The organism is Streptomyces sp. SP18BB07 (assembly GCF_036322545.1).
Taxonomy (GTDB): Bacteria; Actinomycetota; Actinomycetes; order Streptomycetales; family Streptomycetaceae; genus Streptomyces; species Streptomyces deccanensis.
This window is the reverse complement of record NZ_JAQYWT010000363.1, coordinates 147,867-170,825: the sequence shown is the minus strand read 5'-3', so window position 1 is coordinate 170,825 and position 22,959 is coordinate 147,867. Positions and strand designations below refer to the sequence as shown.

At 69.5% G+C, this 22,959-nt stretch carries 19 protein-coding genes and 1 tRNA gene; 12 read left to right on the top strand and 8 right to left on the bottom strand.

Translation table 11 applies throughout. The annotated features are described in order from the left end of the window. Positions 1 to 265: 265 nt before the first annotated feature. The 9 genes from PUR53_RS41950 to PUR53_RS41910 all read left to right on the top strand — a co-directional run bounded on the left by PUR53_RS41950 (position 266) and on the right by PUR53_RS41910 (position 10,263). Positions 266 to 2,545 carry an FdhF/YdeP family oxidoreductase gene (locus PUR53_RS41950; RefSeq protein ID WP_329912062.1) on the top strand — a complete coding sequence of 760 codons (2,280 nt, stop codon included), beginning with the start codon at positions 266 to 268 and terminating at the stop codon, positions 2,543 to 2,545. 67 nt (positions 2,546 to 2,612) lie between these two features. After that, entirely contained in the window at positions 2,613 to 3,101 is a 489-nt protein-coding gene (locus PUR53_RS41945) for a PaaI family thioesterase (RefSeq protein ID WP_329899064.1), read from the top strand. Between the two features lie 81 nt (positions 3,102 to 3,182). Continuing rightward, entirely contained in the window at positions 3,183 to 3,599 is a 417-nt protein-coding gene (locus PUR53_RS41940) for a hypothetical protein (RefSeq protein WP_329899063.1), read from the top strand. Then, a complete protein-coding gene (locus PUR53_RS41935; RefSeq protein WP_329899062.1) occupies positions 3,596 to 4,255 on the top strand; it encodes a Tat pathway signal sequence domain protein in 660 nt (219 codons plus the stop codon). Before PUR53_RS41940 ends, PUR53_RS41935 begins: the two co-directional genes overlap by 4 nt. A gap of 280 nt (positions 4,256 to 4,535) precedes the next feature. After that, positions 4,536 to 5,765, top strand: coding sequence for a branched-chain amino acid ABC transporter substrate-binding protein (locus PUR53_RS41930; RefSeq protein WP_329899061.1), 1,230 nt, complete (start codon positions 4,536 to 4,538; stop codon positions 5,763 to 5,765). 108 nt (positions 5,766 to 5,873) lie between these two features. Next, positions 5,874 to 6,806, top strand: coding sequence for a branched-chain amino acid ABC transporter permease (locus PUR53_RS41925; RefSeq protein ID WP_045555231.1), 933 nt, complete (start codon positions 5,874 to 5,876; stop codon positions 6,804 to 6,806). A gap of 5 nt (positions 6,807 to 6,811) precedes the next feature. Next, entirely contained in the window at positions 6,812 to 8,635 is a 1,824-nt protein-coding gene (locus PUR53_RS41920) for a branched-chain amino acid ABC transporter permease (protein WP_329899060.1), read from the top strand. A 3-nt stretch (positions 8,636 to 8,638) separates the two neighbouring features. Then, the gene (locus PUR53_RS41915; protein ID WP_329912061.1) at positions 8,639 to 9,550 is read left to right on the top strand and encodes an ABC transporter ATP-binding protein; all 912 of its coding nucleotides are present in this window, start codon (positions 8,639 to 8,641) and stop codon (positions 9,548 to 9,550) included. Further along, positions 9,547 to 10,263 (top strand): ABC transporter ATP-binding protein, encoded by a 717-nt coding sequence (locus PUR53_RS41910; protein WP_319245650.1) that lies wholly within the window; start codon positions 9,547 to 9,549, stop codon positions 10,261 to 10,263. The genes PUR53_RS41915 and PUR53_RS41910 overlap by 4 nt, the downstream gene beginning before the upstream one ends. An 84-nt stretch (positions 10,264 to 10,347) precedes the next feature. On the opposite strand, the gene PUR53_RS41905 is transcribed toward PUR53_RS41910, so the two are convergent. Then, positions 10,348 to 11,004, bottom strand: coding sequence for an ANTAR domain-containing response regulator (locus PUR53_RS41905; RefSeq protein ID WP_329899058.1), 657 nt, complete (start codon positions 11,002 to 11,004; stop codon positions 10,348 to 10,350). 100 nt (positions 11,005 to 11,104) lie between these two features. On the opposite strand from PUR53_RS41905, the gene PUR53_RS41900 reads away from it, so the two are divergent. Further along, positions 11,105 to 11,179, top strand: a tRNA-Leu gene (locus PUR53_RS41900). Positions 11,180 to 11,284: 105 nt separating this feature from the next. After that, positions 11,285 to 12,028: a helix-turn-helix domain-containing protein gene (locus PUR53_RS41895; protein ID WP_329899057.1), complete on the top strand. Its 744-nt coding sequence runs from the start codon at positions 11,285 to 11,287 to the stop codon at positions 12,026 to 12,028. A gap of 4 nt (positions 12,029 to 12,032) precedes the next feature. Here PUR53_RS41895 and pyk read toward each other — a convergent pair whose 3' ends face one another. Further along, the gene (gene pyk / locus PUR53_RS41890; RefSeq protein WP_329899056.1) at positions 12,033 to 13,469 is read right to left on the bottom strand and encodes a pyruvate kinase; all 1,437 of its coding nucleotides are present in this window, start codon (positions 13,467 to 13,469) and stop codon (positions 12,033 to 12,035) included. A gap of 110 nt (positions 13,470 to 13,579) precedes the next feature. Then, positions 13,580 to 14,299: an SIMPL domain-containing protein gene (locus PUR53_RS41885; protein WP_329899055.1), complete on the bottom strand. Its 720-nt coding sequence runs from the start codon at positions 14,297 to 14,299 to the stop codon at positions 13,580 to 13,582. Positions 14,300 to 14,467: 168 nt separating this feature from the next. Between PUR53_RS41885 and PUR53_RS41880 the strand changes: the two genes are divergently transcribed. Continuing rightward, entirely contained in the window at positions 14,468 to 16,276 is a 1,809-nt protein-coding gene (locus PUR53_RS41880) for a 5'-nucleotidase C-terminal domain-containing protein (protein ID WP_329912060.1), read from the top strand. An 80-nt stretch (positions 16,277 to 16,356) separates the two neighbouring features. Here PUR53_RS41880 and PUR53_RS41875 read toward each other — a convergent pair whose 3' ends face one another. The 5 genes from PUR53_RS41875 to PUR53_RS41855 all read right to left on the bottom strand — a co-directional run bounded on the left by PUR53_RS41875 (position 16,357) and on the right by PUR53_RS41855 (position 22,935). After that, positions 16,357 to 17,793 carry a lysine N(6)-hydroxylase/L-ornithine N(5)-oxygenase family protein gene (locus tag PUR53_RS41875; RefSeq protein WP_329899053.1) on the bottom strand — a complete coding sequence of 479 codons (1,437 nt, stop codon included), beginning with the start codon at positions 17,791 to 17,793 and terminating at the stop codon, positions 16,357 to 16,359. Continuing rightward, positions 17,790 to 19,163, bottom strand: a complete 1,374-nt coding sequence (locus PUR53_RS41870; protein WP_329912059.1) for a pyridoxal phosphate-dependent decarboxylase family protein — start codon at positions 19,161 to 19,163, stop codon at positions 17,790 to 17,792. The genes PUR53_RS41875 and PUR53_RS41870 overlap by 4 nt, the downstream gene beginning before the upstream one ends. A 194-nt stretch (positions 19,164 to 19,357) precedes the next feature. Next, the gene (gene pepN, locus PUR53_RS41865) at positions 19,358 to 21,862 is read right to left on the bottom strand and encodes an aminopeptidase N (protein ID WP_329912058.1); all 2,505 of its coding nucleotides are present in this window, start codon (positions 21,860 to 21,862) and stop codon (positions 19,358 to 19,360) included. Positions 21,863 to 21,952: 90 nt separating this feature from the next. Further along, complete coding sequence (locus PUR53_RS41860; RefSeq protein ID WP_329899050.1) at positions 21,953 to 22,477, bottom strand: response regulator; 525 nt, start codon at positions 22,475 to 22,477, stop codon at positions 21,953 to 21,955. Between the two features lie 71 nt (positions 22,478 to 22,548). After that, positions 22,549 to 22,935, bottom strand: a complete 387-nt coding sequence (locus PUR53_RS41855) for a chorismate mutase (protein WP_329899049.1) — start codon at positions 22,933 to 22,935, stop codon at positions 22,549 to 22,551. Positions 22,936 to 22,959 lie beyond the last annotated feature (24 nt).

The window sequence follows — 22,959 nt, the reverse complement described above, 5'->3', positions numbered from 1 at the left end:
CCACTGACACCCGGACCCCAGGGACGTCCGGAGGCCCGGACGGGGCCGGGGCACCGACCGCTCCACCGACGGCCCCGGCCCCCACCGCGGCCCCCTCCCCTCCCCCCGGCCCCCCCCAGTCCCGCCCCGGCACCCCGCTCCTTCACCACCCCGCCCCACTCACCACCCGCCCCCGATCACCCTCGTTCCCGTCCGATCGCTCGTGCGAGGATCGGAGATGTAGCCACCCGCCCGAACAGCACGTGTATGCGATATGGGAGCAGCCATGGCCGGCAAGGCGCCGAAGAATGATCCGGTTCAGGACGCGCCCCGGGTCGCGGAGCCCCAGCACGCGGCGGCGGGGCTGCCCGCGATCGGGCACACACTGCGGGTCGCGCAGCAGCAGATGGGCGTGAAGCGGACCGCGCTGACCCTGCTGCGGGTCAACCAGAAGGACGGGTTCGACTGCCCGGGCTGCGCCTGGCCTGAGCCGGACCACCGGCACGCGGCGGAGTTCTGCGAGAACGGCGCGAAGGCGGTCGCCGAGGAGGCCACGCTCCGCCGGGTCACGCCCGAGTTCTTCGCCGCCCACAGCGTGGCCGATCTCGCCACCCGCAGTGGTTACTGGCTGGGGCAGCAGGGCCGGCTCACCCACCCCATGTACCTCCCCGAGGGCGGCGACCGGTACGAGCCGGTGTCCTGGGACCGCGCCTTCGACATCGTCGCCGAGGAGCTGAAGGCGCTCGCCTCCCCCGACGAGGCCCTCTTCTACACGTCCGGGCGGACCAGCAACGAGGCCGCGTTCCTCTACCAGCTGTTCGCCCGCGAGTTCGGCACGAACAACCTGCCCGACTGCTCCAACATGTGCCACGAGTCGTCGGGCTCCGCGCTCTCCGAGACCATCGGCATCGGCAAGGGCAGCGTCCTGCTGGAGGACCTCTACCGGGCCGACCTGATCATCGTGGCCGGACAGAATCCGGGGACCAACCATCCCCGGATGCTCTCCGCCCTGGAGAAGGCCAAGGCCAACGGCGCGAAGATCATCACCGTCAACCCGCTGCCCGAGGCCGGTCTGGAGCGGTTCAAGAACCCGCAGACGCCGCAGGGCATGCTCAAGGGCGCCGCCCTCACCGACCTGTTCCTCCAGATCCGCATCGGCGGCGACCAGGCCCTGTTCCGCCTCCTCAACAAGCTGATCCTGGAGACGGAAGGTGCCGTCGACGAGACCTTCGTCGCCGAACACACCCACGGTTTCGAGGAGTTCACCGCAGCCGCCCGCGCGGCCGACTGGGACGAGACGCTCACGGCGACCGGTCTGACGCGCGAGAAGATCGACGAGGCGCTGCGCATGGTCCTCGCCTCGAAGCGGACCATCGTCTGCTGGGCCATGGGTCTCACCCAGCACAAGCACTCGGTGCCGACCATCCGCGAGGTGGTCAACTTCCTGCTGCTGCGCGGCAACATCGGCCGCCCCGGCGCCGGTGTCTGCCCGGTGCGCGGCCACTCCAACGTGCAGGGCGACCGCACGATGGGCATCTTCGAGCGGCCCGCCCCGGCGTTCCTGGACGCCCTGGAGAGGGAGTTCGGCTTCGCCCCTCCCCGGGAGCACGGCTACGACGTCGTACGGGCCATCAAGGCCATGCGCGACGACAAGGCGAAGGTGTTCTTCGCGATGGGCGGCAACTTCGTCTCGGCGTCCCCCGACACGGAGGTCACGGAGGCGGCGATGCGCCGGGCGCGGCTGACCGTGCACGTGTCGACGAAGCTGAACCGCTCGCACGTGGTCACGGGCGCCCGGGCGCTGATCCTGCCCACCCTGGGACGCACCGAGCGCGATCTCCAGGGCGGCGGCGAGCAGTTCGTGACCGTCGAGGACTCCATGGGCATGGTGCACGCCTCGCGCGGCCGACTGGAGCCCGCGAGCGGGCAGCTGCTGTCCGAGCCGGCCATCGTGTGCCGGCTCGCCCGGCGGGTCCTCGGCGAGGAGAGCGGGACGCCCTGGGAGGAGTTCGAGAAGGACTACGCGACGATCCGCGACCGCATCGCGCGCGTGGTGCCCGGGTTCGAGGACTTCAACGCGCGCGTGGCCGACCCGTCCGGCTTCGCCCTCCCGCACGCCCCGCGCGACGAGCGCCGCTTCCCCACCGCCACCGGCAGGGCCAACTTCACGGCCGCGCCGGTGGAGTACCCGCGGCTGCCCGAGGGCCGTCTGCTGCTGCAGACCCTGCGTTCGCACGACCAGTACAACACCACCATCTACGGCCTGGACGACCGCTACCGCGGCATCAGGAACGGCCGCCGGGTCGTGCTGGTCAACCCCGAGGACGCGCGGGAGCTGAAGCTCGCCGACGGGTCGTACGTGGACCTGGTGGGCGAGTGGAAGGACGGCGTCGAGCGACGCGCCCCCGGTTTCCGGGTGGTGCACTACCCGACGGCGCGGGGCTGCGCGGCCGCCTACTACCCGGAGACCAACGTCCTGGTGCCGCTGGACTCCACCGCTGACACCAGCAACACCCCGGCCAGCAAGTCCGTCGTGGTCCGTCTGGAACAATCGTCGACCGACTGAGCGTTTGCTCAGCTGTCCGGCGCTCCTCCGCCGGCGGCGAAACGCGATCGACGACGAACGGAGCCCCATGGGCGAGCAGCACCACGCGAAGTTCCCGCAAGAGGTCATCGACGAGTACGCGGCCCTCGGCATCGACCTGGTCGCGATGTTCTCCGCCGGGCACCTGGGCACCCGGATGGGCGTACAGATCGTGGAGGCCTCGGCGGACCGGGTCGTCGGCACGATGCCGGTGGAGGGCAACACCCAGCCGTACGGGCTGCTGCACGGCGGCGCGTCCGCCGTGCTGGCGGAGACGCTGGGCTCGGTCGGCTCCATGCTGCACGCCGGCAGCTCCAAGATCGCCGTCGGTGTGGACCTGAACTGCACCCACCACCGGGGCGCACGGTCCGGCCTGGTGACAGGTGTCGCCACACCGCTGCACCGGGGGCGCTCGACGGCGACGTACGAGATCGTCATCAGCGACGAGGACGGCAAGCGGGTCTGCACCGCCCGGCTGACCTGTCTGCTGCGGGACGCGCCCACCGCCCCGAGCGCGAAGGCCCGGACGGCCGAGTGACCCGTGCGGACGAGGGGCGGGCCGGGGCGGCGACCTGTTCGCCTCTGGTCCGCCGGGCCGCGCAGGCCCTAGCGTCGGGGCATGGCAACGGGAGGAGCCCCCTGGCCGGGGGCGGTGCTCGGGCCGGCGCTGCTGATCGGCGTCCTGGTCACCGGGTGCGCGGAGGCGAAAGAGGCGGACGGGGCGGCGGGCCCCTCGACGGCCGTGCGGGGCGGCGGCTCGCCATCGCCGTCGGCCACCCCGCCCGAGGAACTGTGCGCGAAGCTCGTCTCGCACTGGTCGCTGGAGGTGCTGGACGGCGACACCTATGGGGACTATCAGTCCATGGGACTGTCGAACGGGCAGTACGACATCCTGCGGGAGGTCGTCGACGAGGCGCGGGCCGAGAAGAAGCGCGCGGGCGCCACGGCGGCCCGGCGGCTGATCGAGCGGCGGGCCCGCGCGGGCTGCGAGGAGTGGTACCGCTCGGGCGGCCCGGGCGAGGGGCCCTGGAGTTGAGCGGGGTCGGCCCCGTGGAGCCGGGCGAGGGCACGCGCGCGTGGGACGCGGCCAACGAGCCGGCGGACGCGGACGCCCCGCCCCCGCCGGAACCGCCGCGCGGACGGTACGCCCAGGCGTACGCCCACCACCGCCGGGCCGTGCTCGCGGGGGCGGCGGCGGTCGTCGTACTCGCGGGCGGCGGCTACCTCTACGCGACCCGGCCCACCTCGGCCCCGACGCCGGAGCCGACACCGCGGGAGACGCCGTACCCCTCCCAGGCCATCGTCGTCAGCTACCTCGGTCCGGTGGCGCGCTCCGGCCGGGCGCCGCGCGGACGCTTCGATTTCGAGGTGCGGCTGAGCGTGCGGTACGGCCCCCCGATCACCGTCGAAGGGGTGACCCAGCCCTACGAGGGACTGTCGCTGCGCACGGACCCGCGTACTCCGCTCCGGATCGGGACGAAAGATGCCCGAAAGATCCTCGTCACCATGCGCGTCACCGAATGCGGGAAAGCACCGGAGGGCGCCGGACTCCCCTTCCTGGATGTAACTCTACGTAATACGCGCGCAATAGAAGCGCACAGTTTCATCTTGGGTGAGCGCTACGCACAGGACCTCTCCGACGCCCTCCGAGTCGCTTGTGGCAACGATTCCGCGTCATCACCAAAAAGCTGAACACTCCTGAACCTACCCGCGTCGACCCTGCACGTTCTCACTATGCGGACAGGGCGAATCGGCCTGAATTCCGCGCAACCGCCCACTGAGTACCGCTCTGCATTACCTCGTGTCATAACAAGAGCGTCACAGCCTTGGTCAGACTCTCCTCCACGTTGTCCACACACGCTTAGAGTCACGGCCAGTCACCGCGCCAACGGAATCGAAGTCACGTCTTCGGCCCAGCGCTCGACTCGGCCGCTTCCAAACAGGAAGGGCCGTGCCAGGGAAAGGACTGATCGTGCGTCAACGTTCGCTCATCGCCATCACCGCCGCGCTGGCGGCGGGAGCACTCACTCTCACCGCTTGTGGTTCGCGCGACGACGACAAGGGCGGCTCGGACACCGGCAGTGGGACCACTGTCGTCATCGGCGTCGACGCCCCGCTGACCGGTGACCTCTCGGCGCTGGGCCTCGGCATCAAGAACTCCGCCGACCTCGCCGCCAAGACCGCCAACAAGGACAAGTACGTCGAGGGCATAACCTTCAAGATCGAGGCCCTCGACGACCAGGCGCAGCCCTCCTCGGGCCAGCAGAACGCCACCACGTTCGTCGCCAACAAGGACGTTCTCGGCGTCGTCGGCCCGCTGAACTCCTCGGTCGCCGAGTCCATGCAGAAGGTCTTCGACGACGCCAAGCTCGTCGAGGTCTCCCCGGCCAACACCGGCCCGACCCTGACCCAGGGCGCCGACTGGCAGACCAAGAAGGTCCGCCCGTACAAGTCGTACTTCCGCACCGCGACCACGGACGCCATCCAGGGCCCGTTCGCCGCGCAGTACCTGTACAACAAGGCCAAGAAGACGAAGGTCTTCGTCATCGACGACAAGAAGACCTACGGCGCCGGCCTGGCCGCCACCTTCACCGACGAGTTCAAGAAGCTCGGCGGCAAGGTCGTCGGCACCGAGCACATCGACCCCGAGACCAAGGACTTCTCCACGGTCGCCACCAAGGTCAAGAACTCCGGCGCCGACGTCGTCTACTACGGCGGCGAGTACCCGCAGTCCGGCCCGCTGACCAAGCAGATCAAGGCCGCGGGCGCCAAGATCCCGGTCGCCGGCGGCGACGGCATGTACGACCCGACCTACATCGAGCTCGGCGGCAGCGCCAGCACCGGCGACTTCGCCACCTCCGTCGGCGCCCCGGTCGAGGAGCTCCCCTCCGCCAAGACGTTCATCGAGGACTACAAGGCCGGCGGCTACAAGGAGCCCTACGCGGCCTACGGCGGCTACTCCTACGACTCCGCCTGGGCGATCATCGAGGCCGTGAAGAAGGTCGTCGAGGACAACGACGGCAAGCTTCCCAGCGACGCCCGCGCCAAGATCACCGAGGCGATGCAGAACATCTCCTTCGACGGCGTGACCGGCAAGGTCTCCTTCGACGAGTACGGCGACACGACCAACAAGCAGCTCACCGTCTACAAGGTCGAGGGCGGCGAGTGGAAGGCGGTCGACTCCGGTACCTACACCGGCTGACCCAACCCGCACACACCTGAGCCGCGCGGGGCGCTGCACCACAGCGCCCCGCGCGGACTCACATCCGGTCACATTCGTCGAACATCCGAAAGTCTCGGAGGACATGCGGTGAACGAACTGCCGCAGCAGCTGGTCAACGGCCTGCTACTAGGATCCATGTACGGGCTGGTCGCCATCGGCTACACGATGGTCTATGGCATCGTCCAGCTCATCAACTTCGCCCACGGTGAGATATTCATGCTGGGCGGCTTCGGCGCCATCACGGTCTATCTCTACGTGCTGCCCGACGGAACGAGCATGTGGGTCGCACTCCCGCTGATGCTCGTCGGAGGCATCATCGTCGCCGTGCTCGCCGCCGTGGGAGCGGAACGCCTGGCCTACCGGCCCCTGCGCACCGCACCCCGCCTCGCCCCCCTCATCACCGCCATCGGCCTCTCCCTGGCCCTCCAGCAGGCCGTGTGGGCGTGGTACCCGGACGCCAAGGAGTCCATCAACTTCCCGCACATCGACGGCGGACCCTTCGAGATCGGCAACGTCACCATCCAGACCGGTGACATCTTCCTGCTCGTCGCCGCCCCGATCAGCATGGCGATCCTCGCCTACTTCGTCATGAAGACCCGCACCGGCCGCGGCATGCAGGCCACCGCGCAGGACCCCGACACCGCCAAGCTCATGGGCATCAACACCGACCGCATCATCGTGGTCGCCTTCGCCCTCGGCGCCGCGTTCGCCGCCGTCGGAGCCGTCGCCTACGGCCTCAAGTACGGCCAGGTCCAGTTCCGCATGGGCTTCATCCTCGGCCTCAAGGCCTTCACCGCGGCCGTCCTCGGCGGCATCGGCAACATCTACGGCGCCATGCTCGGCGGCGTCGTCCTCGGCCTCGCCGAAGCCCTCTCCACCGCCTACATCGCCGACATCCCCGGCATGGAACAGTTCGGCAGCCAGTCCTGGGCCAACGTCTGGGCGTTCGTACTCCTCATCCTCGTCCTCCTGGTCAGGCCACAGGGTCTGCTCGGTGAGCGCGTGGCGGACAGGGCGTGACACCGATGACCACAGACACCACCGCGATCCCCGCCTCCACCAAGCACGACAGCACCCCCAAGGGACTCGTCGGCATCCCGGAGAACATCGGCCGTGCCCTCGCCACCGGCGGCGGCGTCCTCACCATTGTCTCCACCTTCCTCGCCTGGACCTGGACCTCCGCCTTCCCCGGCGACCTCACCTACTACGGCTACCCCGGCGGCCTGCAGGTCCTCGCCCTCATCGGCGGCGCCCTCACGGCCCTCTTCGGCCTCGCGTCCTACGGCATCAAGGGCCTGCGCTGGCTCGTCCCCGCCGGCGCCGACAGCGCCATCAGCCTCGCCGCGCTCGGCACCTTCATCACCACCTGGTACACGATCCTCGCCATCAGCATCCAGCTCGGCGGCGTCGTCAACCTCGAACCCGGCGGCTACGTCGCGGCCATAGCGACCCTCGCCGCCCTGCTCGGCGCGCTCTCGCTGCCCTTCGAGCACCCCGAGGCCGAGACCGCCGACCCCGAGGACACCCCGGGAGAACGGCTCGCCCGCGTCGGACGCCAGATCCGCGCCCTGATCAAGTCCGCCTTCGCCACCGGCACACCCACGCCGGCCCCGAAGCTGCCCGCCTACGCCGAGATCCTGATCATCGTCGCGGCCATGGCCCTCGGCCTGCTCGTCTTCACCTACGGCATCGGCACCGAGTACGACGAACTGTTCATCGGCTTCCTCATCATGGCCGGCTTCGGCTTCGGCGCCCTGGCCAAGGCGGGCCTGGTCGGCCGCGTCTCCGCCGTCACCTCGAAGCACCGCACCGTCACCATGGCCGGTGCCTTCGCCGCGGCGGCGGCCTTCCCGTTCACCCAGTCCGACGACCAGTACGCGACCATCGGCGTCTACATCCTGATCTTCGCCACCGTCGCCCTCGGCCTCAACATCGTCGTCGGCCTCGCCGGCCTCCTCGACCTCGGATACGTCGCCTTCCTCGGCGTCGGCGCCTACACCGCGGCCATGGTCTCCGGCTCCCCCTCCTCGCCCTTCGACATCCACCTGCCGTTCTGGGCCAGCGCCATCCTCGGCGCCGTCGTCGCCATGATCTTCGGCGTCATCATCGGCGCCCCGACCCTGCGACTGCGCGGCGACTACCTCGCCATCGTCACCCTCGGCTTCGGTGAGATCTTCCGGCTCGCCGTCCTCAACATGGACGGCACCTCCGGCCCCGACATCACCAACGGCTCCAACGGCATCTCCTCGATCCCGAACCTCAACATCCTCGGCTTCGACTTCGGCCAGGAGCACACCATCGCCGGGTTCACCATCGCCCGGTTCGCCAACTACTTCTTCCTGATGCTCCTCATCACGTTCATCGTCGTGGTGGTCTTCCGGCGCAGCAGCGACTCCCGCATCGGCCGCGCCTGGATCGCCATCCGCGAGGACGAGACGGCCGCCCTCGCCATGGGCATCAACGGCTTCCGGGTCAAGCTCATCGCCTTCGCCCTGGGCGCCGCCCTCGCCGGCCTCGCCGGCACCGTCCAGGCGCACGTCACCTACACCGTGACCCCCGAGCAGTACCAGTTCGCCCACGTGGTCCCGCCGAACTCGGCGTTCCTCCTCGCCGCGGTCGTCCTCGGTGGCATGGGCACCATCAGCGGCCCCCTCGTCGGCGCCGCACTGCTCTACCTCATCCCGGCCAAGCTCCAGTTCCTCGGCGACTACCAGCTCTTCGCCTTCGGACTCGCACTCGTGCTCCTCATGCGCTTCCGCCCGGAGGGCCTCATCCCCAACCGGCGCCGCCAGCTCGAATTCCACGAAGAGGCCGAAGCACCCACAGTCCTCAGCAAGGCAGGGGCCTGACCCATGACCACCGACACCACCACCAAGGACGCCACACCCGGCGCCAACGCCCCCGGCGAGACCGTCCTCGACGCATGCGGCGTCACCATGCGCTTCGGCGGCCTCACCGCCGTACGCAACGTCAACCTCACCGTCAACAGCGGCGAGATCGTCGGCCTCATCGGCCCCAACGGCGCCGGCAAGACGACCTTCTTCAACTGCCTCACCGGCCTCTACATCCCCACCGAGGGAGAAGTCCGCTACAAGGACCAGGTCCTGCCGCCCAAGTCCTTCAAGGTCACCGCCGCCGGCATCGCCCGCACCTTCCAGAACATCCGCCTCTTCGCCAACATGACGGTCCTGGAAAACGTCCTCGTCGGACGCCACACCCGCACCAAGGAAGGCCTCTGGTCCGCCCTCCTCCGCGGCCCCGGCTTCCACAAGGCGGAGAAGGCCTCCCGCGAACGCGCCATGGAACTCCTCGCGTTCGTCGGCCTCGACGCCAAGGCCGAACACCTCGCCCGCAACCTCCCCTACGGCGAACAGCGCAAGCTGGAGATCGCCCGGGCACTCGCGAGCGAACCCGGCCTGCTCCTCCTCGACGAGCCCACCGCCGGCATGAACCCCCAGGAGACCCGAGCCACCGAGGAACTGGTCTTCGCCATCCGCGACCAGGGCATCGCTGTCCTCGTCATCGAGCACGACATGCGGTTCATCTTCAACCTCTGCGACCGCGTCGCCGTCCTCGTCCAAGGCGAAAAACTCGTAGAAGGCGACAGCGCCACCGTGCAGGGCGACGAACGCGTCGTCGCCGCCTACCTCGGCGAACCCTTCGAGGACGCACCCGGCCAGGACGAGATCGCCGAGGTCGAAGCCGCCGAAGCACACGCCGAGGCCTCGAACGACGCCGCGCCCGGCAAGGAGAACGACCGATGACCGCACTGCTCGAAGTAGAGGACCTCCGGGTCGCCTACGGCAAGATCGAAGCCGTCAAGGGCATCTCCTTCAAGGTCGACGCCGGCGAGGTCGTCACCCTCATCGGCACCAACGGCGCCGGCAAGACCACCACCCTGCGCACCCTCTCGGGCCTCCTCAAGCCCGTCGGCGGCCAGGTCAAGTTCAACGGCAAGTCACTCAAGAAGATCCCCGCGCACGACATCGTCGCGCTCGGACTCGCCCACTCCCCCGAGGGGCGGCACATCTTCCCGCGCATGACCATCGAGGACAACCTCCGCCTCGGCGCCTTCCTGCGCAACGACAAGCCCGGCATCGAGAAGGACATCCAGCGCGCCTACGATCTCTTCCCCATCCTGGGCGAACGCCGTAAGCAGGCCGCGGGAACCCTCTCGGGCGGCGAGCAGCAGATGCTGGCCATGGGCCGCGCGCTCATGTCCCAGCCGAAGCTGCTCATGCTGGACGAGCCCTCCATGGGCCTCTCGCCGATCATGATGCAGAAGATCATGGCCACGATCGCCGAGCTGAAGTCCCAGGGCACCACCATCCTGCTCGTCGAGCAGAACGCCCAGGCGGCGCTCTCCCTCGCCGACCAGGGGCACGTCATGGAGATCGGCAAGATCGTCCTCTCCGGCACCGGCTCCGACCTCCTGCACGACGAGTCGGTCCGCAAGGCCTACCTCGGCGAGGACTAGCCTCCGGCCCACACACGACGAGGCCCGCACCCCCTTTCAGGTAGGGGGTGCGGGCCTCGTCGTGTGTGGGCCGGAGTGAGGGGATCAGCCCTTGGCCGCCTTCTTCTCGTCGGCGTCCCGGATGACCGCCTCCGCCACCTGCTGCATCGACATCCGACGATCCATCGACGTCTTCTGGATCCACCGGAACGCGGCCGGCTCCGTCAACCCGTACTCCGTCTGCAGGATCGACTTCGCCCGGTCCACCAGCTTCCGCGTCTCCAGCCGCAGCGTGAGGTCGGCGACCTCCTTCTCCAGCTCCTTCAGCTCCGTGAACCGCGACACGGCCATCTCGATCGCCGGCACCACGTCACTCTTGCTGAACGGCTTCACCAGGTACGCCATCGCGCCCGCGTCCCGGGCGCGCTCGACGAGGTCGCGCTGCGAGAACGCGGTCAGCATCAGCACGGGGGCGATGCTCTCCTCGGCGATCTTCTCCGCCGCCGAGATCCCGTCCATCTTCGGCATCTTCACATCGAGGATCACCAGATCCGGCTGGTGCTCCCGGGCCAGCTCGACGGCCTGCTCCCCGTCACCGGCCTCGCCCACGACGGAGTAGCCCTCCTCTTCGAGCATCTCCTTGAGGTCGAGACGGATCAACGCCTCGTCCTCGGCGATGACGACACGGGTCGTCAGCGGAGGCACGTGCGACTTGTCGTCGTCGGGCGCGTCGAGGGGCTGGGGCGACTCGGGGGCGGTCACGTGGGCTCCTTGTTCGGGGCAGGGGTACTGCTGACATGAGGGTACCTAGCTGCGATATGGTGGTCGGGCAGCGGGTCGAGGTAAACCTTCGATTCACTGAGCCCCGGTAGCCCAATTGGCAGCAGGCAATGGATTCAAAACCCATACAGTGTCGGTTCGAGTCCGACCCGGGGCACTTTCCTTAGATTCCAAGGTCACCATTCGGAAGCGGATGTTCTCGTTCTCGTGAACATCCGCTTTTTGCTGCACGCGGTGGCGATCAGTCACCGAGAGTGGCCGCATGTACGACATCAGCACACGCAAACGAGCACTCGCGTTGGTTGCTCAGGGCCGCAGCCTCAACTCGGTGAGCCGGGAAACCGGCATCTCACGCGCAGCGATCCGTTCCTGGCAGCAGCGCCTCGAACCGCTGCCTCGCATGGCACCCTGCGATCCGGGCCCACCAGCCGATGACGGCGCGTACGCCTATCTGCTGGGCCTCTACCTGGGCGACGGCTGCATCTCCGCACACCCTCGCAGTGGCTACTACCTCCGCATCGCCTGCGCAGACGCTTGGCCCGGGCTCATGCAGCAGTGCCGTGAGGCCATCGCGAAGGTCCGCCCGGGCATTGGCGTCTACTCCTTACAGAAGGAGGGGTACACCATGGTGACCAGCTACTCCCGACACTGGCCCCTACTCTTTCCCCAACACGGCCCCGGCAAGAAGCATGAGCGCCCGATCGTCCTCGCGCCCTGGCAGCGGACCATCGTCGACGCGCACCCCTGGGAGTTCATCCGAGGACTCATCCACTCCGACGGCTGCCGCGTCACCAACTCGACGACCCGTGTCGTCGGAGGCGAGCGCAAGCGCTACGAGTACCCCCGGTACTTCTTCACCAACGTGTCCGGTGACATCCTCCGACTCTTCACAGCAACGCTCGACCAGGTGGGCGTCGATTGGAGACTCGCCAACGCCCGCAACGTCTCCATCGCCCGCAAAGCCTCCGTCGCCCTCATGGACACCCACGTGGGCCCCAAGTACTGACGTCCTACTGCGGGCCGCCGCCCTCCCCGATGTGATGCACCCGCACCATGTTCGTCGTGCCCGCCACCCCCGGCGGTGAGCCCGCCGTGATCACCACCACGTCGCCCTTCTCGCAGCGGCCGTACTTCAACAACAGCTCGTCCACCTGGTCGACCATCGCGTCCGTGGAGTCGACCTGTGGGCCGAGGAAGGTCTCCGCGCCCCACGTCACGCTCAGCTGTGAGCGCGTCGCCGGGTCCGGGGTGAAGGCGAGGAGGGGGATGGGCGAGCGGTAGCGGGAGAGGCGGCGGGCCGTGTCGCCGGACTGGCTGAAGGCGACCAGGAACTTCGCGTCGAGGAAGTCGCCGATCTCGGCGGCCGCTCGGGCGACCGCGCCGCCCTGGGTGCGGGGTTTGTTGTGCTCGGTGAGGGGCGGGAGACCCTTGCCGAGCATCTCCTCCTCCGCCGCCGCCACGATGCGGCCCATCGTCCGCACCGTCTCCACCGCGTACTTGCCCACGCTCGTCTCGCCGGACAGCATCACCGCGTCCGTGCCGTCGAGGACCGCGTTGGCGACGTCGCTGACCTCGGCGCGTGTCGGCCGGGAGTGGTGGATCATCGAGTCGAGCATCTGGGTGGCGACGATGACCGGCTTGGCGTTGCGCTTGGCGAGTTTGATCGTGCGCTTCTGGACCAGCGGGACCTGTTCCAAGGGCATTTCCACGCCCAGGTCGCCCCGCGCGACCATGACCCCGTCGAAGGCCGCGACGATCTCCTCGATGTTGTCGACCGCCTGCGGTTTCTCGATCTTGGCGATGACGGGGAGCCGACGGCCCTCCTCGTCCATGATCTGGTGGACGCGTTCGATGTCCCGGCCCGAGCGGACGAAGGACAACGCGATCACGTCGAAGCCCGTGCGCAGGGCCCAGCGGAGGTCCTCCTCGTCCTTCGGGGAGAGGGCGGGGACCGAGACGGCGACACCGGGCAGGTTGAGGCCCTTGTGGTCGGAGATCATTCCGCCTTCGACGACCCTGGTGTGGACGCGGGGGCCGTCGACCGCCGTGACCTCCAGGGTGACCTTGCCGTCGTCGACGAGGATCTGTTCGCCGGGGGTGACGTCGGCGGCGAGGCCGGCGTAGGTCGTGCCGCAGCCCTCGCTGTCGCCGGTCGCGCCCTCCTCGACGGTGAGGGTGAAGGTGTCGTCGCGTTCGAGGAGTACGGGGCCTTCGGTGAAGCGGCCGAGGCGGATCTTCGGGCCTTGGAGGTCGGCGAGGGTGCCGACGCTGCGGCCGGTCTCGTCGGCGGCCTTGCGGACGCGCTGGTACCGCTCGTCGTGTTCGACGTGACCGCCGTGGCTGAGGTTGAAGCGGGCGATGTCCATGCCGGCCTCGACCAGTGCCTTGATCTGGTCGTACGAGTCGGTGGCGGGCCCGAGGGTGCAGACGATCTTTGCTCGGCGCATGGTGCGAGCCTACGGCTTACCCGCCGGTAGCGACTTGGCGGAGCGTGACTACTCAACGGCGGTCGGGTGAAGGGTAATTGACAAGTAGTCATCAGATGCGGGAGGGCCTGTCACAGGCGTGGGGGCCGCATCGTGAAGCGGGCGTTGACCTGTGCGTGGACGCGCTGGCGTTGGGGTTCGAGGTCGAGGGGTGCGGCGTCGGTGTCGTCGGCGCTCTTGGCTCTGGCGGAGCGCATGAGGCCGCCGGGGGCGTTGGGGCGGAGGGGTTGGGGGGCTTCGGCGCCGATGTCGGCGAGTTCGACGAGGGCGGCGAGGGTGGTGCCGAGGGCTTCGGCGTATTCGCGGGCGCGTTGGACGGCTTCTGTGACCGCTTTCTGCCTGGCCTTCCTGTGGGCGGGTGAGTCGGGGCGGAGGGACCACCAGGGGCCGTCGACCCGGGTGAGGTCGAGGTCGGCGAGGCGGGTGGTGAGTTCGCCGAGGGCGGTGAAGTCGGTGAGTTCGGCGGTGATGTGGACGCGGCCGTGGTAGGCCTGGATGCGTTCTCCTCGGCCCTTCTCCTTGAGTTCGGGGGTGATGGAGAAGGCGCCGGTCTCCAGTCGTTCGACTGCTTCGCCGTAGGTCTTGACCAGGTCGAGGACGGTGGTGTTGCGGCGGGTGAGGTCGTCGAGGGCGGCGCGCCGGTCCTTGCCGCGGGCGAGGACGGTGACTCCGATGCGGGCTATTTCGGGGTCGACGTCGAGGCGGGCTTCGCCGCGTACGGCGATGCGGGGCGCGTCGGGGGTGCCGTAGGGGACGGCGGTGGGCTGGGCTTCCTCTGGACTGGTGGTCATACGCCCCACTCTGTCACTGATGGCCTGGTGGTGGGTGTTGTCGGTCACCAGATCGCAACCTGGGGGGTCTGTTGCGGTGGGGGCGCGGCGGGTCAGAATCTACGCGCGTTGTGACGTCCCTTGTCTACGCGCGTTGCGATCGTCCGTTCCTCCGAGGAGTGCCCCGATATGCCCCTGAACCGCCGGAAGTTCCTGAAGAAGTCGGCCGTCACCGGTGCGGGTGTGGCCGTCGCCGGTACGGCGCTCGCTCCGAGCGCGCAGGCGGCCGAGGTGAAGCCCGAGGGGAAGAAGGCGCCGAAGCGGTACAGCTTCACCGTGATGGGGACGACCGACCTGCACGGGAACGTCTTCAACTGGGACTACTTCACGGACAAGGAGTTCGACGACAAGGCGCACAACGATGTCGGTCTGGCGAAGATCTCCACGCTGGTGAACCGGATCCGCAAGGAGAAGGGGCGCCGGAACACGCTGCTCATCGACGCCGGTGACACCATTCAGGGCACTCAGTTGTCGTACTACTACGCGAAGGTGGACCCGATCACCGCCAAGGGTGGTCCGGTGCACCCGATGGCGCAGGCGATGAACGCGATCGACTACGACGCGGCGGCGCTGGGCAACCACGAGTTCAACTACGGCATTCCGGTACTGCGGAAGTTCCAGGAGCAGTGTCGTTTCCCGTTGCTCGGGGCGAACGCGCTGGACGCGAAGACGCTGCGGCCGGCTTTCCCGCCGTACAGCATGCACCGGTTGCGTACGCCGCACGGGCGTGATGTGAAGGTGGCGGTGCTGGGGCTGACCAACCCGGGGATCGCGATCTGGGACAAGGCGAACGTGCAGGGGAAGATGACGTTCCCGGGGCTGGAGGAGCAGGCGGCGAAGTGGGTGCCGAAGCTGCGGTCGATGGGGGCGGACGTCGTCATCGTGTCGGCGCACAGCGGTTCGTCGGGGACGTCGTCGTACGGTGACCAGTTGCCGTACATCGAGAACGCCGCCGGGCTGGTCGCCGAGCAGGTGCCGGGGATCGACGCGATTCTCGTGGGGCACGCGCACACGGAGATCCCGGAGTACTTCGTCACCAACAAGGAGACGGGCAAGCAGGTCGTGCTGTCGGAGCCGCTGAAGTGGGGGCAGCGGCTGACGCTGTTCGACTTCGAGCTGGTGTGGAGCAAGGGCTGCTGGAAGGTCGAGAAGGTCGCGGCGCAGGTGCTCAACTCCAACACGGTGGAGGAGGACCCGGTGATCGTGAAGATGCTGGGTGACGAGCACGAGAAGGTCGTGGCGTACGTCAATCAGATCATCGGTACGAATGCCGCCGAGATGACGTCGGTGGAGGCGCCGTACAAGGACGTGGCGATCATCGATCTGATCAACCACATCCAGGCCGACACGGTGAAGCAGGCGCTCTCGGCGACCGAGTACGGGTCGTTGCCGGTGCTGTCGCAGGCGGCGGCGTTCTCGCGGAGCGCGGTGATCCCGGCGGGGAACGTCACCATTCGGGACGTCGCCGGTCTGTACGTCTTCGAGAACACGCTGGAGGCGCGTCTGATGACGGGTGCGCAGATGAAGGCGTACCTGGAGTACTCGGCGAACTACTTCGTGCAGACGGCGGCGGACGCGGCGGTCGACCCGGCGAAGCTGACCAACGCGAACGGGACGCCTGACTACAACTACGACGCGGTGAGCGGGCTGTCGTACGAGATCGACATCGCGAAGCCGGCGGGGTCGCGCATCACGAACGTGCGGTTCGAGGGTGCTCCGCTGGCGGACGAGCAGAAGTTCGTGTTCGCGGTGAACAACTACCGGGCCAACGGCGGTGGCAACTTCCCGCATGTCGCCGCGGCGCAGCTGCTGTGGTCGAACTCGGACGAGATCCGTAACACGATGATCGCGTGGGTGAAGGCGAAGGGGTCGATCGACCCGGCCGACTTCGCTTCGGTGGACTGGAAGCTGACGCGGAACGGTACGCCGGTCTTCTAGTCGGTACGCCGGTCTTCCAGGGGGGAGGTGGCCGTAGCGGTTGCTGCGGCCGCCTCCCCCCTTGCTTCTTTGCCTGTCGGCTACCTCACGTCGACCAGGGGGGTGAGGGGGACGGCGGAGTCGGGCCTGCGGGCGGGCGGGATCTGCGGCTGGGGTTCGAGGCCGAAGGTGGTGAAGGCGGTGCGGCCGGGCAGTGGGTAGGGCTCCTTGTCGGTGAGGGTGTTGAGGATGGTGGCGCTGCGCCAGGCGGCGAGGCCGAGGTCGGGGGCGCCGACGCCGTGGGTGTGGAGTTCGGCGTTCTGGACGTAGACGTGGCAGCCCGAGGCGGTGATGGACGGGTCGAGGATCATCCGGAAGTTCTCGTCGACGCGGGGCCGCTCGCGGTTGTCGCGCCGCATGTACGGGTCGAGGCCGGCGAGGACGCGGTCCAGGGGGCGTTCGCGGTAGCCGGTGGCGAGGACGACGGCGTCGGTGGTGAGGCGGGAGCGGGTGCCCTGCTCGAGGTGTTCGAGGTGGAGTTCGACCCGGGTGGTGGCGAGTCGGCCGGCGGTGCGGACGTGTACGCCGGGGGTGAGGACGGCGTCGGGCCAGCCGCCGTCGAGGGTGCGGCGGTACAGCTCGTCGTGGATGGCGGCGATGGTGTCGGCGCCGATGCCCTTGTGGAGCTGCCACTGGGCGGCGACGAGCCGGTCGCGGGTGGGTTCGGCGAGGGCGTGGAAGTAGCGGGTGTAGTCGGGGGTGAAGTGTTCCAGGCCCAGCTTGGAGTACTCCATGGGGGCGAACGCCTCGGTCCGGCCGAGCCAGTGCAGTCCTTCCCGGCCTGCGGGCCGGTGTCTGAGCAGGTCGAGGAAGACCTCGGCGCCGGACTGTCCGGCGCCGATGACGGTGACGTGTCCGGCGGTCAGCAGGCGGTCGCGTTCGCCGAGGTAGTCCGCGGCGTGGACGACGGGCACGCCGGCCGCCTCGACGAGCGGCTTGAGGGGTTCGGGCACGTACGGTTCGGTGCCGACGCCGAGCACGATGTTGCGGGCGTGGGTGCGGCCGAGGGCCTCGACCTCTCCGTCGGCGTCGAGTCGGCTGAAGTCGACCTCGAACAGGTCCCGTTCGGGGTTCCAGCGCACCGAGTCGACCTGGTGGCCGAACCGTAGTCCCGGCAGGTTCTCGGCGACCCAGCGGCAGTAGGCGTCGTATTCGGCGCGCTGGATGTGGAACCGCTCGGCGAAGTAGAACGGGAAGAGCCGGTCGCGGGTCCTGAGGTAGTTCAGGAACGACCAGGGGCTCACCGGGTCGGCGAGGGTCACCAGGTCGGCCAGGAACGGCACTTGGACGGTGGCGCCGTCGATGAGCAGGCCGGGGTGCCAGTCGAAGCCGGGGCGCTGTTCGTAGAAGACGGCGTCGAGTTCGGCGAGGGGGTGGGCGAGGGCGGCGAGGGAGAGGTTGGCGGGTCCGATGCCGACGCCGACGAGGTCGCGGGGAGCTTCGGGGTCGGGCTGGTCGTGCGCGGGGGTGGTGCTCATGTGGGGGTGTGTCCTTCGGCGAGGCTTGCGAGGTCTACGAGCTTCAGCAGGGCGGTGAGATCGTCCGGCCGGGCGTGGGGGTTGAGCAGGGTGGTTTTCAGCCAGAGCCGGCCGTCGAGCTCGGCGCGGCCTATGACGGCCCGGCCGTCGTGGAGGAGCCGGCGGCGAACGGCTGCCACGGCCGTGTCGGGGGCTCCGGCGGGCCGGAAGAGGACCGTGCTGATGGTGGGCCGGTCGTGGAGCTCGAAGCCGGGGTGTGCCTCGACGGTGTCGGCGAACTCCTGGGCGAGGGCGCAGACCTGGTCGACGAGTCGGCCGAGTCCGGTGCGGCCCAGGGTCTTGAGGGTGACGGCGGTCTTGAGGATGTCGGGCCGTCGGGTGGTGCGCAGTGACCGGCCGAGGAGGTCGGGCAGGCCGGCCTCGGTGTCGTCGTCGGCGTTGAGGTAGTCGGCGCGCTGGTGCAGGGCGGCGAGGTCTGCCGCGTCGCGTACGGCGAGGAGTCCGGCGGCGACCGGCTGCCAGCCCAGTTTGTGCAGGTCCAGGGTGACGGTGTGGGCGCGGGCGAGGCCGTCGAGCCGGGGCCGGTGCCGGTCGCTGAACAGGAGGCCTCCGCCGTAGGCGGCGTCGATGTGGAGCCGGGCTCCGTGTGTGCGGCAGAGGTCGGCGATGGCGGGCAGGGGGTCGATGAGTCCGGCGTCGGTGGTGCCGGCGGTGGCCGCGACGAGGAGGGGGCCGGGGAGGTGGGTGAGGGCGTCGTCCAGGGCGGCGGGGTCGAGGGTGCCGGCCGGGGTCGGGATGACGACGGGTTCGGGCAGGCCGAGGAGCCAGGCGGCGCGGGGCAGGGAGTGGTGGGCGTTGGCACCGCAGACGAGTCGTACGCCGGGGTGTGTCTCCCGGGCCAGGAGCAGGGCGAGTTGGTTGGATTCGGTGCCGCCGGTGGTGACGAGCGCGTCGGCGGCGCCGGTCTCTTCGGCGAGTGCCCGGGTCACGAGTGCTTCGAGGGCGGAGGCGGCCGGGGCCTGGTCCCAGGAGTCGAGGGAGGGGTTCAGCACGGAGACGGCGAGGTCCGCGGCGGCGGCGACGGCCAGGGGTGGGGTGTGCAGGTGGGCCGCGCACAGGGGGTCGGCGGGGTCGGCGGTGCCGGCGGCGAGGGCGCGGACCAGGCGGTGCAGGGCGTCCGGGTCGCCTTCGGCGGGCAGCGGCTCTCCGAGGGCGTCCCGCACCATCGCCGCGACGGCCTCCGGGCCACCGGCGGGGAGGGGGCCGCCCCGTGTCCCGGCCCCCTCCCGCAACGCGTCGAGCACGGTGTCGAGCAACGGCCGGAGCGCGTCGGGACCTTGGGGTCCCGAGGCGAGGGGCGGGGCGGTCATGGGTTCCTCCGAGCACGGGGAATCCCATCTTGTACGCCAATCGGGTGCCGAGCCCGAAAAGGCCGTTGATTACAGCCGAAAGAGGGTACGGGAGGACGCCCCGCACAGCAGCGGCCCCGTCAGGGGCGCGGGGAACTGCGCGACCAGCCACGAACGGCCCGCAGAACCCCCAAGCCCCTACGGCGCACCCCGGCCTATGCCTCCCGCACCCGCAACGCCCGTGCGAGATCGTCCAGTTGATCCACGAGCTTGCGCCGGAGCGCCGGGATCACCTCACCGTCCTGGAGGCACCGCTCCCCCAGTCCCAGTGTCTCCGGGTCCACCGCGTACACGGGGAACGCCCACCGCCCCGCCGCTTCCGCGATCGCCGGTCCGCGCCGAGCGGCCAGCGACACCGCGTCGGCCCAGTACCGCTCGACGTACTCCGTGAGGAGTTCCGCCTGTTCGGGCTGCCAGAAGCCCTGGGCGGTGGCGGTGAACAGGTAGTTGGAGAGGTCGTCGGAGGTGAACATCGCCTCCCAGGCGGCCCGCTTGGCCTCGGCGTCGGGCAGCGCGGCCCGGCAGCGGGCCGCGCCTTCCCGGCCGCTGGCGCTGGGGTCCCGCTCCAGTTCGCCGTCGATCGTGGCGGCGTCCACCGCGCCGAGGACGGCGAGCCGGCCGAGGACGCGCCAGCGCAGTTCGGGGTCGAGTTCGGGCCCGCCGGGGACCGTGCCCTCGGCGAGCCAGGCGGCGATGGTCTCGGGGTGGGCGGTGACGTCGATGAAGTGGCGTACGGCGATGAGGCGCAGGCCGGGGTTGTCGCCGTCCTCGGTGCGGCGGATGAGGTCGCGGCAGAGGGAGCCGAGGGTGGCGAGGCCGGCGGCGCGCTGTTCGGGGGCGAGGTAGCGGGCGGCGACCTGGGTGCCGGCGAAGCCGAGGACGCCCTGGACGATGGCGAGGTCGGTCTCGCGCGGGAGGTGGGTGCGGGCCGCCTCCAGGTAGGCGGTGGGCGGGAGTTCGGCGTCGCGTACGGCGTCGCGCAGGGCGTTCCAGACGACGGCGCGGGTGAGGGGGTCGGGCAGGCCGCAGAGGTGGCCGGTGACGGCGGTGAAGGAGTCGGGGTCGAAGCGGACCTTGGCGTAGGTGAGGTCGCCGTCGTTGAGGAGGAGCAGTGCGGGTCGCTTGCCGATGGGCTGGGCGGCGGTCTGGGGGAGGTCGAGTTCGACGCGGTCGCGGAGGGTGAGGTGGCCCTGGTCGTCGCCGTGGTCCCGGTCGTAGAGGCCGACGGCGATGCGGTGGGGGCGGCCGCCGGTGTGGTCGACGGTGAGGGTGTAGGTGCCGTCGGCGGCGCGGGTGACCTCGGGGGTGAGGGTGTCGACGCCGGTGGTGCGGAGCCAGGCGTCGGCCCAGGCGTGGACGTCGCGTTCGGTGGCGCCGGCGAGGTTGTCGATGAAGTCGGCGAGGGTGGCGTTGCCGAAGCGGTGGCGGGTGAAGTGGGCGTTGATGCCGGCGAGGAAGTCCTTCTCGCCGAGCCAGGTGACGAGTTGGCGCAGGGCGGAGGCGCCCTTGGCGTAGGAGATGCCGTCGAAGTTGAGGAGGGCGGCGGCGGTGTCGTCGACGTTCTCGGGGGCGACGGGGTGGGTGGAGGGGCGCTGGTCGGCGTCGTAGCCCCAGGCCTTGCGGGCGACGCCGAAGTCGACCCAGGTGTCCGTGAAGCGGCTGGCCTCGGTGAGGGTCTGGTAGCCCATGTACTCGGCGAAGGACTCGTTGAGCCAGATGTCGTCCCACCACTTGAGGGTGACGAGGTCGCCGAACCACATGTGGGCCATCTCGTGGGCGATGACCATGGCGCGGGTCTGGCGTTCGGTGTCGGTGACGGCGGAGCGGTAGACGAACTCGTCGCGGAAGGTGACGAGGCCGGGGTTCTCCATGGCGCCGGCGTTGAACTCGGGGACGAACGCCTGGTCGTAGGAGTCGAAGGGGTACGGCTCCTCGAACTTCTCGTGGTAGCGGTCGAAGAGGGCGCGGGTGACGTCGAGGATCTCGTCGGCGTCGGTGTCGAGGTGGGGGGCGAGGGAGCGGCGGCAGTGGATGCCGAAGGGCAGGCCGCGGTGTTCGGTGCGGACGGAGTGCCAGGGGCCGGCGGCGACGGCGACGAGGTAGGTGGAGATCAGCGGGGTGGTGGCGGCCCGCCAGGTGCCGTCGTCCTGTCGTTCGGTGATGCCGTTGGCGAGGACGGTCCAGCCTTCGGGGGCGGTGACGGTGAGGTCGAAGGCGGCCTTGAGGTCGGGTTGGTCGAAGGCGGCGAAGACACGCTGCACGTCGTCCATGAAGAGCTGGGTGTAGACGTAGGTCTCGCCGTCGGTGGGGTCGGTGAAGCGGTGCATGCCCTCGCCGGTGCGGGAGTAGCGCATGGCGGCGTCGACGCGCAGTTCGTGGTCGCCCGGGGTGAGGCCCTTGAGGGGGAGGCGGTTGCCGTCGAGGGTGGCTGGGTCGAGGGCTTCGCCGTCGAGGGTGACGGTGCGCAGCTCGGCGGGCTTGAGCTCGACGAAGGTGTCCGCGGCCTTCTTCTTCCCCCGCACGGTGAAGTGGATGACGGTACGGGAGTCGAAGGTCTCGTCGCCGCGCGTGAGGTCGAGTGCGATCTCGTAGCGGTGGACGTCGAGGAGCCGAGCACGGGCATGCGCTTCGTCGCGCGTCAGTACGGACATGAGGGACATGCTGCCTGATGGCCTTGACGCAGGACAGGGGCGGGCCTGGTACGCGACCTTTGTCCGGTCGTACGCGCCGCGCGTCCGGCCGTATGCGGCCTATGCCCGGTCCTTCGCTCCGTCGGCCTGCGCGGGGACGCGCCCCTTGTCGCGGTGGCCGCCGTCGCCGTGGCGCCGGGGTTCGTCGTGGTTCTTGAGGCGTGCGCGCAGGTCGCGGACCTCGCGTTCCAGGGCGTGGGAGCGTTCGTGGGCGTCGTAGAGGTAGCGGACCTTGGTGCGCAGGGCCCAGGGGTCGATGGGTTTCATGACGAGGTCGGCGACGCCGAGGCGGTAGGCGGTGGCGGTGAGTTCGGCGTCGGGGCCGAAGCCGGTGAGGAGGATGACGGGGATGTGCTGGGTCTGTTCGACGCCGCGCATGTAGCGGACGACGTCGAGGCCGCTGACGCCGGGCATGCGGACGTCGAGGAGGAGCAGGCCGACCTGGCCGCGGAGGACTTCCTTGAGTGCCGCGTCGCCGCTGGTGGCGCGCGTCAGCAGGTAGCCCAGGGGGGCCAGGGCGCTCTCCAGGGCGTACAGCGTGTCCTCATGGTCGTCGACGATGAGGATCTTGGTTTCCGACGGCATGGCTTCTCACGGTGTGTGGTCGATTCCTGACAAGCAGTGCTCACGCAGGATGCCCTTTGGAGGACTCGATGTCACTCCCCCCGGTTGGGTGCGGTGCCCGCCGCGCTGTTGAGGGCGTCGTCCGCGATGCGTTCGTGGTGGCGGATGACCTCGGCGATGATGAAGTTCAGCAGTTTCTCCGCGAACGCCGGGTCCAGTTTGGCGCTTTCGGCGAGGCCGCGCAGGCGGTTGATCTGCTGGGCCTCGCGGCCCGGGTCGGCGGCGGGCAGGTGGTGCGCGGCCTTGAGGTGGCCGACCCGCTGGGTGCACTTGAAGCGTTCGGCGAGCATGTGGACGACGGCGGCGTCGATGTTGTCGATGCTGTCGCGCAGCCGGGTGAGTTCGGCCCGGACGTCCGCGTCGACGTGGCCGGCCGGGGCGGCGCCGCTGTTCGCCTGATCGGTGTTGCTGGTGGTCATGGTCGTCACCCTACGACGCCGTGG